Source organism: Janthinobacterium sp. PSRC1-1, from assembly GCF_049897525.1.
In the GTDB taxonomy this organism is placed as follows: Bacteria; Pseudomonadota; Gammaproteobacteria; order Burkholderiales; family Burkholderiaceae_D; genus Janthinobacterium; species Janthinobacterium tructae.
Genome location: NZ_JAFCWK010000014.1, coordinates 1 through 14,631 on the forward strand (window position 1 = coordinate 1; position 14,631 = coordinate 14,631).

9 protein-coding genes and 1 other RNA gene are annotated in these 14,631 nt (G+C 63.3%); 7 read left to right on the forward strand and 3 right to left on the reverse strand.

The features are described 5' to 3' along the window. Positions 1-222: 222 nt before the first annotated feature. Positions 223-1,143, reverse strand: coding sequence for a transglycosylase SLT domain-containing protein (locus ACP7DW_RS24015; protein ID WP_426057052.1), 921 nt, complete (start codon positions 1,141-1,143; stop codon positions 223-225). Between the two features lie 478 nt (positions 1,144-1,621). Between ACP7DW_RS24015 and ubiD the strand changes: the two genes are divergently transcribed. From ubiD to ACP7DW_RS24050, 7 genes are all read left to right on the forward strand, one after another. Next, positions 1,622-3,106 carry a 4-hydroxy-3-polyprenylbenzoate decarboxylase gene (gene ubiD, locus ACP7DW_RS24020; protein WP_426057051.1) on the forward strand — a complete coding sequence of 495 codons (1,485 nt, stop codon included), beginning with the start codon at positions 1,622-1,624 and terminating at the stop codon, positions 3,104-3,106. A 220-nt stretch (positions 3,107-3,326) separates the two neighbouring features. Then, positions 3,327-3,425: signal recognition particle sRNA small type (ffs, locus tag ACP7DW_RS24025), an RNA gene on the forward strand. A gap of 216 nt (positions 3,426-3,641) precedes the next feature. Further along, a complete protein-coding gene (locus ACP7DW_RS24030; protein WP_426057050.1) occupies positions 3,642-5,924 on the forward strand; it encodes a DNA polymerase III subunit gamma/tau in 2,283 nt (760 codons plus the stop codon). Positions 5,925-5,964: 40 nt separating this feature from the next. Next, positions 5,965-6,291 carry a YbaB/EbfC family nucleoid-associated protein gene (locus ACP7DW_RS24035; protein ID WP_096234483.1) on the forward strand — a complete coding sequence of 109 codons (327 nt, stop codon included), beginning with the start codon at positions 5,965-5,967 and terminating at the stop codon, positions 6,289-6,291. 47 nt (positions 6,292-6,338) lie between these two features. Beyond that, a complete protein-coding gene (gene recR, locus ACP7DW_RS24040; RefSeq protein WP_071078710.1) occupies positions 6,339-6,929 on the forward strand; it encodes a recombination mediator RecR in 591 nt (196 codons plus the stop codon). Positions 6,930-6,932: 3 nt separating this feature from the next. Next, positions 6,933-8,150, forward strand: a complete 1,218-nt coding sequence (locus ACP7DW_RS24045) for a CaiB/BaiF CoA transferase family protein (RefSeq protein ID WP_426057049.1) — start codon at positions 6,933-6,935, stop codon at positions 8,148-8,150. A gap of 173 nt (positions 8,151-8,323) precedes the next feature. After that, on the forward strand, positions 8,324-9,457 hold the full coding sequence (locus tag ACP7DW_RS24050; protein ID WP_426057048.1) for an esterase-like activity of phytase family protein: 1,134 nt from the start codon (positions 8,324-8,326) through the stop codon (positions 9,455-9,457). Here the strand turns inward: ACP7DW_RS24050 and ACP7DW_RS24055 are convergent. Both ACP7DW_RS24055 and ACP7DW_RS24060 read right to left on the reverse strand, forming a co-directional pair. Next, positions 9,426-11,585 carry a putative bifunctional diguanylate cyclase/phosphodiesterase gene (locus tag ACP7DW_RS24055; RefSeq protein ID WP_426057047.1) on the reverse strand — a complete coding sequence of 720 codons (2,160 nt, stop codon included), beginning with the start codon at positions 11,583-11,585 and terminating at the stop codon, positions 9,426-9,428. The genes ACP7DW_RS24050 and ACP7DW_RS24055 overlap by 32 nt on opposite strands. 1 nt (position 11,586) lies before the next feature. Continuing rightward, complete coding sequence (locus tag ACP7DW_RS24060) at positions 11,587-14,451, reverse strand: response regulator (protein ID WP_426057046.1); 2,865 nt, start codon at positions 14,449-14,451, stop codon at positions 11,587-11,589. Positions 14,452-14,631 lie beyond the last annotated feature (180 nt).

The window sequence follows — 14,631 nt, forward strand, 5'->3', positions numbered from 1 at the left end:
CTCGACAACGCTCAATTTAAAAGCCAGACTGTAATCGCGCTGGCTGCGCCTAAACCCTTGTTCCATTTGACACTCCTTCTCTGCATCGAAAAAGTGTCAACTTATTCCAGGATGGGTCAAGGGCAACAAAAAAGCCACCGGCACTTGCGTGCGGTGGCTTTTTCATTGGGTGCTATTTTTGGGTGCTGCTTTTTGGATACCCCTGTGAGGGCTTTTAAAGGGTCACAGGCCGGCGATCTCGTTATGTGGTGCAATCTTGATGGTGATGCTGCCGCTTTCCGCTGCAGGCGCCTTCGCTGGCGCTGGCGTGTTCGATGCCATCACCGGCGTCGAGGTCGGCACGCGCTGACCAGCCGATACTTGCTTGAGGCGGCGGTATTCGGCCAGCACGCGCGAGCCGTAGCCCGAGTCGGTGGCGAAGTTGGCGGCGCCGACATAGGTTTTCAAGCCCGCTTCGACGGAACCGCCACGCGTGACGTAGTCTTTCAGGATCAGGGAGCCGACGCGGATGTTGGCCACCGGGTTCAGGGCTGCTTGCACGCCGCCCATTTCCTGGAAGCGCTCATGGTGCACTTTCGACATGACTTGCATCAAGCCTTGTGCGCCGACCGGGCTTTCCGCGAACGGGTTCAAGCCCGATTCGATGGCCATCACGGCCAGGATCAGCAGCGGGTCCAGCTTGATTTCGCGGGCCGTCAGGTACGCCGTCGAGACGAGCATGTTGGTCGCATCGTTGGCCACGCGGTAGCGCTTGGAGAGCCAGTTGGTGACCCATTGCTGCTGCTTTTGCGTGCCCAGCAAGGCTTTTTCTTCCTTGCTCAACGGTGCCTCGTTGGCGGCGGCCATTTGCACGGAAGCAGGCGCTTCCATGAGTGCCGACAGGGCCGGCGCTTCAACGGCTTGCGCCTCTGCCATCGGCAGCGGGAACAGGCTGTGCGTCAGTTGCTTGCCCAGGTCCGGGCGGAACATCAGCAGGGCGATCAGTGCCAGGGCGGAAATGCCGAAGACTGTCAGTGTGTGTTGCGCCGTGGTCAATACGCCACGTGCGGAAATGGCTTGTGCGCGGGCGCGCAAACGCGCCAACGCTGGCTGGCCAGCCACGGTTGAAGCAGGCAATGCTGCTTCAGTGCTACGATGAGTCATAGAGTTCCCCGAAATGTCGCGTCAACAGGCAGCCCCTCCGCGGTCTCGCGGTGTTGTGGGTACTGCCAATGCCGTGCATCAGAAATATCATCGTTTCCGCCGCGTATGGATGCGTGCGAGAAACGCCGTCATTGCTTGCTTGAGCTGATCGGTCCCATGCTGGTATTGGATCAGTCGCAATACAACTTTTACCGGGGGTAAGGCAGACGCCTTTTGAAAACACTCCTTAAAATGTCATGTGGAGCCCCGACTCCGTGAATGAAAGAGAAACGCTAAAATCAAGCCCTGGGCCGGCGTGCTCTTTCAAGTTGGGCGAATTGTAGAAGCCGTTTTATATCAAGTCAATACTAACGAATCGATTCTTTATTACTTTTATGTCTTACTTTTTGTCTTGCATTGTGCCAAAAGCCAATAAAATCAATTACTTGGCATAGATCCTTCAGCAACGGCGTCCGACGTCAAAAAAAATTAAAAACACATGAAATATTCAGATTTGCGAGATTTTATTTCTCAGCTGCAACAAATGGGTGAACTTAAGCCTATTTCGACCCCCATTTCGCCGATTTTGGAGATGACGGAGGTGTGCGACCGCACCTTGCGCGCTGGCGGACCGGCCTTGCTGTTCAACAATCCGACGGGATACGACATGCCGGTGCTGGGCAATCTGTTCGGCACCACGCGCCGCGTGGCGCTGGGCATGGGCGCGGAAGACGTCAGCGAGTTGCGCAAGATCGGCCATGTGCTGGCGCGCCTGAAAGAGCCGGAACCGCCGAAGGATTTCAAGGACTTGCTGGGCCTCGGTTCGCTGGTGAAATCCGTGTGGGACATGTCGCCGAAAGAGTTGCGCGGCGCGAAGTGCCAGGAAATCGTCTGGGAAGGCAATGACGTCGATCTGGCGCGCCTGCCCATCCAGCATTGCTGGCCCGGCGATATCGCGCCCCTGATCACCTGGGGCCTGGTGATCACCAAGGGGCCGAACAAGAAGCGGCAAAACCTGGGCATCTATCGTCAGCAAGTACTGGGACGCAACAAGGTCATCATGCGCTGGCTGGCGCACCGGGGCGGGGCGCTGGACTTCCGCGAGCATGCGATTCAAAGCAAGGGCAAGCCGTATCCGATCGCCGTCGCGCTCGGCGCCGATCCCGCTACTATATTAGGGGCCGTCACGCCGGTGCCGGACAGTCTGTCGGAATACCAGTTCGCCGGCTTGCTGCGCGGCAGCCGCACCGAATTGGTAAAAGCGATTGGCAGCGAGCTGCGCGTGCCCGCCTCGGCCGAAATCGTGCTCGAAGGCCATATCTACCCGGATGAAAACCATCCGAGCGGCTACGAGCACGCGCTGGAAGGGCCGTATGGCGACCACACGGGCTACTATAATGAGCAGGACAGTTTCCCCGTGTTTACCATCGACCGCATCACCATGCGCCGCGACCCGATCTACCACTCCACGTACACGGGCAAGCCGCCTGACGAGCCGGCCGTGCTGGGGCTGGCGCTGAACGAAGTGTTCGTACCTTTGCTGCAAAAGCAGTTCAGCGAAATCACGGATTTCTATCTGCCGCCCGAAGGCTGCAGCTACCGCATGGCCGTGGTGCAGATCAAGAAGCAGTACGCTGGCCACGCCAAGCGCGTGATGTTCGGCGTGTGGAGCTTCCTGCGCCAGTTCATGTATACCAAATTCATCGTGGTGGTCGACGAAGACGTCAATATCCGCGACTGGAAAGAGGTGATCTGGGCCATCACCACGCGCGTCGACCCCATTCGCGACACCACCCTGGTCGACAACACGCCGATCGACTACCTGGATTTCGCCTCGCCCATCAGCGGCCTGGGCAGCAAGATGGGCATCGACGCGACGAATAAATGGCCGGGCGAAACGACGCGCGAGTGGGGCACGACGATTGCCATGACGCCGGAAGTGAAGGCCAGGGTGGATGGTATCTGGCAAGAGCTGGGGCTGTAGATCGGGTTAGCGCTTGCGCGTAACCCGACGTTGCGGTGCTTGCATGTTCACGATCTGCGTATTCAGCAGTGTCGGCCGCGTACTCAGCAGTGTCGGCTTACGGCCTGCGGCCTAAGCCGACCTACGCCGACCTACGCCGACGTACGCCGACGTACGCCGACGTACGCAGCATTGACACGGCAATTTCCCAATCTTGCGCAGACCGGTTATAATTGTCCCTGGCGGGCCCCTGCGCATCGTGGCATGGCTAACCTGGTCAGGTCGGGAACGAAGCAGCCACGGCTATTATCCATGAGTGCCGCAGATCAGGCTCGCCTCCTTCGGGAAACAAACAGTAAAGCTGCCGTTGGCGGCTTTTTTGTTTTGCGGCGCTGTGTTTTGCCAGTCCGCATGCTTGCCTGATTTTCCAGAATGCCACTCTCCATGTTATACAATTGCTGCTTTGCCGCGTTTGCCATATTTGAATGTGGCCCGGCCATGAGGCTTGCGCCCGCCGCGCAGGATCACCCGCAAAATCGCATGGTAAAATCTCAGCATGTCCTATCAAGTCCTCGCCCGTAAATACCGCCCCAAGAATTTCGAGACGCTCGTCGGCCAGGAGCACGTCGTGCGCGCGCTCACGCATGCCTTGCACAGCGGCCGATTGCATCACGCCTACCTGTTCACGGGCACGCGCGGCGTCGGCAAGACGACCCTGTCGCGTATCCTGGCCAAGTCGCTCAATTGCATCGGCCCCGATGGCACGGGCGGCATCACGGCCCAGCCTTGCGGCGTGTGCGAAGCGTGCACGGCGATCGACGCGGGACGCTTTGTCGACTATATAGAGATGGATGCGGCGTCGAACCGCGGCGTCGATGAAATGGCGCAGCTGCTGGAACAGGCGGTCTACGCGCCCAGCAATGCGCGCTTCAAGGTCTACATGATCGATGAGGTGCACATGCTGACCAACCACGCGTTCAATTCCATGCTGAAGACGCTGGAAGAGCCGCCTGAACACGTCAAGTTCATCCTGGCCACGACGGACCCGCAAAAGATTCCCGTGACCGTGCTGTCGCGCTGCCTGCAGTTCAACCTCAAGCAGATGCCGCCCGGCCACATCATCAGTCACCTGGACAATATCCTGGGCCAGGAAGGCATCGATTTCGAACAGCCGGCCTTGCGCCTGCTGGCCCAGGGCGCCCACGGTTCCATGCGCGATGCGCTGTCGCTGACGGACCAGGCCATCGCGTATGCGGCCGGCGCAGTGACGCTTGACGCCGTGCAGGGCATGCTGGGCGCGCTCGACCAGTCGTATCTGGTGCGCCTGCTCGACGCGCTGGCGCAGCAGGACGGCGCCGACTTGCTGGCCGTGGCCGACGAGATGGCTTCGCGCAGCCTGTCGTATAACGGCGCGCTGCAGGATCTGGGCACTTTGTTGCACCGCATTGCGCTGGCGCAAACCGTGCCCGCCGCCTTGCCGCAGGATTTGCCGGAATACGCGGATATCGTGCGCCTGTCTGCCGCGTTTGACGCGGAAGAAGTGCAACTGTTTTACCAGATCGCCGTGCATGGCCGCAATGAACTGGGCCTGGCGCCCGACGAGTACGCGGGCTTTACCATGACCTTGCTGCGCATGCTGGCCTTTCGGCCTGGCATAGGCGGCGCCGATGGCGTGCCGGCGGCGGCACCAGCCGCTGCAACGGGCCACCGTCCCGCCGCTGTCGCCGCCGCGCGCGCCGCCGCTGGCGCATCCGCACCGGCCTCCCGCGCCGCCACCAACAGCGTTGCCAGCCATGCAACCGTGACCCCGCCCGCCGTCGTGGCCGCCGCTGCCGCCAGCATGGCGCGCAGCGAAGCGCCGCCGCCACGCGCAGCTGCACCGGCGCCGGCACCAGTAGCCGCCCCCGCGCCGCCGCCGGCTGCCCCGGCAGCGCCGGCAGCCTCGGGCGCGCCCATCAGTTCCGCGCGTGCCGCCATCAATGCGGCGCTGGAAGCGGCCCGCGCCGCCTCGAAAGGCCGTCCGGGCAGCGCGCCATCGGCGCCGACATCGGCACCCAAGCCGGCGGCACCGGCAGCGGAGCCTGTCGCTGCCGTCGCCGCGCCGGCCGCACCGGTCCAGGCTGCATCGCCACCACCGGCCGCCGCGAAAGCGCCTGCGCCGTGGGACGATGCGCCGCCCGTCGCCGTGATGGAAGCGCCCGCACCCGCGCCCGTACAGCCGGCACGCCAGGCAGCGCCACAGCAGGCGCCCGCCGATGACGACTTGCCGCCGTGGGTCACCGAATTTTCCGACGACAGCGCCTCGGCCGCCGTGTCGGCGCCCGCCGCGCAAAGTGCCGAGCAGCCCGCCGTCGTCATGCCGCAGCGCGCCGCCAAGCAAGCCGCGCCCAGCGGGCCGTACGTGATCACGCCCGTGCCTGGCCTGGACTGGGATGGCAACTGGCCGGCCGTCGCCGCCGTGCTGCCCTTGCGCGGCGTGGCCCAGCAGCTGGCCGTGCAGGCCGAGCTGATCGAATGCCTGCACGATGGCCACAGCACCACGTTCCGCCTGCGCGTGCCGATCGATACGTGGCGCAGCCCGGCCAACGTGGAAAAACTGGCGGCCGCGCTGACCGAGCGCTTCGGCCGCAAGGTCGCGGTCGACACGGAACTGGGCGCCGTCTGGTACACGGCCAGCGCGGAAGCGCAGGCACACCGCGAGGCGTGCCAGCTGCAAGCGGAAGAAACCATCGCCAGCGATCCCTTCGTGCTCGACATGAAGCGTGCATTCGACGCTTTTGTCGTGCCGGGAACGATTACCCCTGCACCGGCCGGCTCCGCCGCGCCGACCCTGCATTGATGATTACCACACTCACAAACTGAATTAACGGAGCATTCTCATGATGAAAAATCAACTGGCTGGCCTGATGAAGCAGGCGCAAACAATGCAAGACAACATGAAAAAGGCCCAGGAACAACTGGCGCTGGTGGAAGTGGAAGGCCAGTCCGGCGCCGGCCTGGTGAAAATCGTCATGACGTGCAAGAACGACGTCAAGCGCGTCTCCATCGACCCGTCGCTGCTGGCCGACGACAAGGACATGCTGGAAGACCTGGTCGCTGCCGCCTTCAACGACGCCGTGCGCAAGGCGGAAGCGACGTCCGCGGAAAAAATGGCAGGCTTGACCGGCGGCATGAACTTGCCAGCCGGCTTCAAAATGCCATTCTGATGCAATCCCGCATGCGCTCGATCTGTGGCACGGGGCAGGGTTGATCCATGTCCAAGTCGCTTGAATTTTTGACCGAGGCGCTGCGGCGCCTGCCCGGCGTCGGCCCCAAGTCGGCGCAGCGGATGGCATTTCATTTGTTGCAGCACGATAGGGAAGGCGCGGCCATGCTGTCGCGCGCCCTGTTCCAGGCCGTCGATGCCGTGCATCACTGCGGCCTGTGCAATACCTTTACCGAACACGAAGTGTGCGAGACCTGTCTCGACGAAGAGCGCGACAAGCGCTTGCTGTGCGTGGTGGAAACGCCCGCCGACCAGCTGATGATCGAGCAGACGCTCACCTACAAGGGCCTGTATTTCGTGCTCATGGGGCGGCTCTCTCCGCTCGACGGCATCGGCCCGAAAGACATCCACCTCGAAAAATTACTGGGTCGCGCCAACGATGGCGTAGTCGGTGAAGTGGTGCTGGCCACCAATTTCACGAATGAAGGCGAAGCGACGGCCCACTACATCAGCGAAATGCTGAAGGCGCGGGGCTTGCGCGTGAGCCGCCTGGCCCGCGGCGTGCCCGTGGGCGGCGAACTGGAATACGTCGACGCGGGCACGATTGCCCGCGCGATGCTCGACCGCAGGGCAACCTAAATCATGCAAGAGAAAACGTCGGCTGGTCCTTTGGCGGGCATTAAAGTGCTGGAACTGGGCACCCTGATCGCGGGGCCGTTCTGCGCCCGCATGCTGGCCGAATTCGGCGCCGACGTGATCAAGATCGAATCGCCCGATGGTGGCGACCCCATCCGTACCTGGCGCGTGCTGAAAGATGGCACGTCGCTGTGGTGGTCGGTGCAGGCACGCAACAAGAAAAGTCTGACCTTGAACCTGAAGACGCCCGAAGGCCGCGCCATCGCGCGCCAGCTGGCCCTCGAAGCGGACATCATCGTCGAGAATTACCGCCCTGGCGTGCTGGAAAAGTGGGATCTTGGCTACGAGCAGCTCAAGCAGATCAAGCCGTCCCTGATCATGGTGCGCCTGTCCGGCTTTGGCCAGACGGGGCCGATGAAGGATTTGCCCGGTTTCGGCGCCATCGGCGAATCGATGGGCGGCCTGCGCTATGTGTCCGGCTTTGCCGACCGACCACCTGTGCGCGTGGGCGTGTCGATCGGCGACTCGGTGGCGGCCCTGCATGGCGTGATCGGCGCCATGATGGCGCTGCGCCACCGCGACGTGACCGGCGGGGTGGCCTCCGGGGAAGGGCAGATGGTCGACGTGGCCCTGTATGAATCCGTGTTCAACCTGATGGAGTCCCTGGTGCCCGAATACGACCAGGCGGGCGTGGTGCGCGAGCGCACGGGCGGTTCCTTGCCCGGCATCGTGCCCTCGAATACCTACACCACGGGCGACGGCGAAAACATTGTGATTGCCGGCAACGGCGACGCCATCTTCAAGCGCTTGATGCTGGCCATGGGCCGCATCGACATGGCGGGCGACCCGCAGCTGGCGCGCAACGACGGCCGCGTCGCGCGCACGCAGGAAATCGACGACGCGATCGGCGCCTGGTGCGCCACGCACACGATCGACAGCGCGCTGGCCGTGCTGAAGGCGGCCGACGTGCCGTCCGGAAAAATTTACTCCGTGCGAGACATGCTGAGCGATCCGCAGTTTCTCGCCCGCGACATGTTCGAACAACACCATTTCGCCGACGGCACGCCCGTCAAATTGCCCGCCATCAGCCCGAAACTGTCCGCCACGCCGGGCAAGACGCAGTGGCTGGGGCCGACCCTGGGCCAGCACAACGACGAGGTGCTGGCGTCGCTCGGCTATGACGCGGCCGCTATCGCGCGGCTCAAGGCCGATGGGGTGGTATAGGCAGCAGCAGATAGATGAATGTCGGGTAGGTCGGGTAGGTCGGATTAGCGGCGTAGCCGCGTAATCCGACACCACCACGCCACGTTACCGACACCACCACCAACCAAGCCAACAATGTTGTCGGCTTACGCGCTTCGCGCTAAGCCGACCTACGCAATTCACTGATACCTGTCATGCATCGATTTTTCCGTACCGCGCTTGCCCTGGCGTCCGCCGCCATCCTCCTCTCCGCCTGCGCCAGCTTCCCGCACGACGCGCCGATTGCCGGCCTGCGCCTGATCGGCGAGCAGCGCATCGCCTTGAAACAGGCGTTCGAAGGCACCACCGTGGGCGGCTTGTCCGGCATCGACTACGATGCCACCAACAAGAGCTGGGTGATGGAAAGCGATGACCGCTCGGAAATCAATCCGGCCCGCTTCTACCGCGCCACGCTCAGCTACGACAGTCATGCATTTACGGGCGTGACATTGAACAGCGTGCATTTCTTCACGCAGCCCGACGGCAGCCGCTATCCGAACCTGGCGCATGCCAGGCTCGATCGTGGCGAGCAGGTGCCCGACATCGAAACCATCCGTGTCGATCCGCAGGACGGCAGCCTGTGGTACGGCAGCGAAGGCAACCGCAAGGTGGGTCTGCACCCGTTCGTGCGCCACGCCGATAGCCGCGGCCACTACCTGGCCACCTTGCCCACGCCGGCCATGTTCAAGGTCTCGCAGGAAGAAATTGGCTCGCGCAACAACATGAGCTTCGAGGCACTGTCGTTTTCCTCGGATGGCAAGAGCCTGTGGCTGGGCATGGAAGCGGCGCTGTACCAGGATGGCCCGCTGGCCACGCCCGAGATTGGTTCCGTGGTGCGCATCACGCGCCTGGACCGCGCCGGCACCGTGCTGCGCCAGTATGCGTATCCGATCGAGCCGGTGGCGTCGCGGCCCGCACCGGGGCGCGAGGCGGACAATGGCGTGTCGGAAATCCTCGCCGTCAACGACCATCAGGTGCTGGTGGTGGAACGGGCCGGCGTGGCAAACGCCGACGGCATCTACAGGAATCACGTGCGCATCTATGCGATGGACACGGCTGGCGCCAGCGACATCCAGTCCATCCCGGCGCTGGCGGGCGCGGCTTATGTGCCGGCGCGCAAGCGCCTGCTGCTGGACCTGGAAAAGATCGGCCTGGCAAGAATCGACAATATCGAAGGCATCAGCTGGGGCCCGCGCCTGGAAAACGGCCGCCGCAGCCTGGTGATGATTTCCGACGATAATTTTAATCCGCAGCAAGTCACGCAAATCCTTGCCTTCGAAGTGCTCTAGTTTCCAGGCTGGCCAGCTGGCCCGCCTGCTTGGCCAGCATGGCCGTGATCGTGTCATGCGGCGACGGGTGGCCCAGGAAATAGCCTTGCGCCATGTCGCAGCCGTATTCTTCCAGCATCACCAGCTGCTCGTCCGTCTCCACGCCCTCGGCCACCACCACCATTTTCAAGCCATGCGCCATGGCGATGATGGCGCGCGTGATGGCCGCGTTTTCCGTATCCTGCGGCAAGCCGGCGATAAAGCTCTTGTCGATCTTCAAGGCCCGCACGTCGAAGCGTTTCAAGTAATTCATTGAAGAATATCCCGTGCCGAAGTCGTCGATCGACAGGTACACGCCGATGCCGCGCAATTGCTCCAAGGTCACCATGGTGGCGCGCGCATCGTCCATCAGGGTGCCCTCCGTCAATTCGAGTTCCAGCAGGCGCGCATCGAGGCCCGTATCGGCCAGGGCCGAGAGCACGATCTGCATCAGGTTTTCATCCTTGAATTGCTTGGCCGACAGGTTGACGGCCATGCGGATGGCGCGTCCGCCATCGTTTTGCCAGGCCTTGGCCTGGTTGCACGCCGTGCGCAGCACCCATTCGCCGATGGGCACGATCAGCCCCGTCTCTTCGGCCAGCGGGATGAATTCCGTGGGTGAAATGATGCCCCGCTCGGGATGGCGCCAGCGGATCAGCGCTTCCACGCCGACGATCTGCGTGCTGGGCACGTCGATCTGCGGCTGGTACAGCAGGTACAGCTCGTTGTTTTGCAAGGCTTTGCGCAGACCCACTTCCATCTTGACGTGGCTCATGATTTCCATCGTCAGCGATGAGCTGTACAGCTTGGCGTTGTTCTTGCCGCAGTTCTTCGCGTGGTACATGGCCGTGTCCGCATATTTCAACAGCGAATTGCAGTCCTCGCCATCTTCCGGATACAGCGAAATGCCGATGCTGGCCGTGACGAAAATCTCGTGCGCCTCGATCATGAAGGGCCGGCGCATGGCTTCCTTGACCCGGTGCGCCACGTTCAGCGCATCTTCCACCCGTTCCAGGTCGGGAATCAAAATCGTGAATTCGTCGCCGCCCAGGCGCGCCAGGTTGCTGCCGCCGAAGCTGGCCTCAAACTCGTGTTCGGCGCGCAGCACCAGGTCGCTGGGGCGGATGGTTTCGCGCAGGCGCTCGGACACCACCTTGAGCAGATGGTCGCCCACGTCGTGGCCCAGGGTGTCGTTGATGCGCTTGAAGGCATCGAGGTCCATGAACAGCACGGCGAATTTCTTGTCGTGTTCTTTCGAGCGCAGCAGTTCGCGTTCCAGCGTTTCCAGGAAGGCCTGGCGGTTGGGGATGCCCGTCAGGCTGTCGCAATAGGCGAGGCGGCGGATCTGCTCTTCCGTGCGCTTGCGCTCGCTGATGTCGCGTACCAGGCCCAGCACCTCGTCGGCGCCCGTCGCCACCAGGCGCGCCTCGAAATGGCGCGTGCTGTCCTCGTGCGTGAGCGTGTAGTCGACCGAGCCGATATGCTGCGTGGTCAGCACGGCGCGCGCCTTGTCCAGCAGGCGCGCGGCGATTTCGGGCGGCAGCACGTCGCCGATATGGCTGCCCACGCAGTCGCTGAGGGAAAAGCCCGCGCTGGCGTCGTGCCCCTGTTCATAGTCGAGGTAAAAGCCTTCGCGATTGAGGCGAAAGAAGGTGTCGGGGATGGCGGCCAGCACGGCGCGGTTGTGCGCGTCGGCGATGCGCAGGCGGGCGATGGCGTCGCTGGCGCGCAGCACGTACAGCACGCGGTGACCGAGGATGGGCCAGTTGATGGGCTTGGAAATGAAGTCGGTGGCGCCCACCTCGTAGGCGTGCGTGACCGCTTCCAGCTCGTCGCCGCCCGTGACCATGATGATGGGCACGGTGCCGCCCACTTCCTGGCGGCGGATTTCGCGGCACACGGCAAAGCCGTCCAGGGCCGGCATGTCGACGTCGAGCATGACCAGGTCCGGCCCGCTGTGCTTGTAGCTGGCCAGCGCCTGCACGCCGTCTTCGGCCTCGATCACGTCCAGGCCTACCTGGGTGAGCATTTGCCGCATCAGCAAGCGCATCACGGGATCGTCGTCGGCCACCAGCACCAGGCCGCGTGGAGGAGGGAGGGGCGCTGTCATGTCAGTGTTCCTTCACGAGGATGGCGTTCAGCGATTCGCGTACGGCCAGGAAGGCTTGCTGCATCTGCTGCAGCAGGGGAGCCGCGCCCTCGGTACTGCCGGTGCGGCCCAGTTTTTCCATCTCCTTGCACAGCTGCGCCAGGCCGTCGGCGCCCACGTTGGCGCTGCCCGACTTGAGGCTGTGCGCCACCTTGCGCAGCGCTTCCGCATCCGCGCCGGCAATCGCTGCGCGCATGGCGCTCAACTGGCGCGGCGTCTCGCTGGTAAACGCCAGGATGACGCGCTCCAATAGCGCATCGCCATCGGTGCGCGACAGGGCGCGGATGTTTTCCAGCGCCTGCCGGTTCAGCGGCTGGCTCGCTGGCGGCGTTACCTCGGGCGGCGGTTCGGGCGGCACGTCCACAGGCGCTGGCGGTGTTTGCGCCTGCGGCGCCTCGCTGTGGTGCACGGTGGCCGCGCGCGGCAGGGTGATCCAGCGCGCAATCGTGTGGCCCAGGTCCTGCTGCGTAAAAGGTTTACTCAGGTAATCGTCCATGCCGGCCGCCAGGCACGCTTCGCGGTCACCCTGCAGCGCATTGGCCGTGATGGCGACGATCGGCAGCACGCGCGCGTGGCCGCACTGCTGTTCATGGCGGCGGATTTCCGCCGTGGCGGCAAAGCCGTCCATCACGGGCATCTGGCAGTCCATCAGGATCAGATCGAAATCCTCGGCCTGCGCCGCCTGCAAGGCTTCTTCGCCGTTGTGCGCACACACCACGTCCAGGCCCAGGCTGTCGAGCATGGCCAGCGCCACTTCCACGTTGACGGGATTGTCCTCGGCCAGCAGCACGCGGCGGCGCTGGCGCCGGCCCACCTGACGGGCCGCGTGCGGCGGATGGATGCGCATGCCCTCGCTGGCGCGCGGCGGCGTGACGATGCAGTCGAACAGGTCGCATTCGCGGGCCGGCTTGATCAGCTGGAAGGCCACGCCCGCCTCGCGCCGCTGCACGGGATCGGCCGCCGCCTGTTCCGTGCTCAGCAGCAGTAATTTGAGGTCGGCCAGCAGCGGGTCGCTCTTGATGGTGGCGGCCAGGGCCAGGCCGCTGGTGCGCGGCAATTCCATGTCGAGCAGGGCCACGGCATACGGCGTGCCCGCCTGCGCGGCCGCGCGCAGCTTGCCCAGGCAGTCGCTGGCCGTGCCGGCGCTGTCGCTGACGATGTGCCAGCTGGCCAGCTGCCGCTCCAGCACGGCGCGCGTGGCGGGGGTGTGATCGACGATCAAGGCGCGTAACCCTCGTGTGGTTTTCAGGTTGAAGGATGGGTCATCGTTGTCGACCCGCCGCTTATCGAAATTTACTTCGAACCAGAAGATCGATCCTTGCGTTAAAGCATTATCGACGCCGATAGTGCCGCCCATCAGCTCCACCAGCTGTTTCGAGATCGTCAAGCCCAGGCCCGTGCCGCCGTGCTTGCGCGTGGTCGAACCATCGGCCTGCGAGAACGATTCGAAGATGCGCGTCTGCGCCTCGCTCGACACGCCGATACCCGTGTCGTGCACCTCGAAGCGCAAGCCCACGCTGGGCGCGTCTTCGCTGCACACGGTCACTTTCACGGTGACCTTGCCCGTTTCCGTGAACTTGATGGCATTGCCCAGCAGATTGACGATGATCTGGCGCAAACGGTTCGGGTCGCCGCAGATGGCGATGGGAATGTCAAACGCGATATCGAATTCCAGGCTGATGTTTTTTGCTTCCGCCTGCGGCGCGAACACGTGTTCTATGTCGTCGAGCAATTCGCGGAAATTGAAGCGGATGTATTCCACACTCAGCTTGCCCGCCTCGATCTTGGAGAAATCGAGGATGTCGTTGATGATCACCAGCAAATTTTGCCCAGAGCGCTGCACCATGCTCGTGTAGTGGCGCTGCTGCGGGCTCAAAGGGCTGGCCAGCAGCAGTTCCGTCATGCCCAGCACGCCATTCATCGGTGTGCGGATTTCATGGCTCATGGTGGCAAGAAACGCGCTTTTCGCCTGGCTGGCCGCCTCGGCCGCATCCTTGGCCTTTTCCAGCTGCGCCGTGCGCACGCCCACCTGGCGTTCGAGCTGGTCGCGGTAATTGGCCAGGGTGCTGTCGCGGCTGTCGATCTGCGCCAGCATATCGTTGAAACTGTCGATCAGCACGCCCAGCTCGTCGCTGCGCTGGTGCGCGATGCGGTGGCTGTAGGTCTGGCTGCTCGACACTTTTTGCGCCGTATCGATCAGCTTGGTGATCGGTTCGGCGATCACGCTCTTGAAGCGCCGCGCGAGGAAGACGGCGATCAGGAAGGACAGCACGGTGGCGCCGCCGATGGCGCCCACGTGGCGGCCGATGTCGCGCCACATGTGGTTCAGGTCCGCCTCGATCAGCACGGCGCCGATGATTTGCTGCGGCTCGTCCGGCCGGTAGACGGGACGGTACAAACGCATGGCGGGCGCCAGGGTCGTGCCCGCGCCTTGCGTGACGGGCTGCACGGCCATGTCGGCCAGCAGGGCCGGATCCATGTCTTCCGGCGCCGCCAGGCCGTCCGCATGCTGCGGCGCGCGGTACAGGGCGAACAGGCGCCCGCCCCGGTCGAACAGGGCCGCCTGGGCCACCTCGTCACGCGCGGCCAGCGCGGCCAGCACCTGCTCCGCCTGTGGCTGTGCCGATTTGCCCACCAGCAAGGGCACCGCGCTGGCCGCACCGATCACGCCCGCCAGCGACAGCAATTGCTTGCCTTCATCGTTCTTGTGGTTGAGCACGGATGTCAGCGCAAACGCCACGAACACCAGCAGCAGCGCACAGCCCGACGACAGTACCGAGATCATGGTCAGCTTCTGGCTGATGCTGGAGCGTTGGAAATTGAACATGAATTCGCTGCTTCCCCGGTCGTCCGTTGACTGTTATTTAATTCCTATTGGAAAAATATAGACGCGAAGACACACCCAGATATTGATGTGGGTCTAATGGAAGAAAGGGGAGGGGAACTTACACGAGATGAAACAAATAGGGCGGTCCAACAAGACCGCCCTTCATACTGAGTCACAACA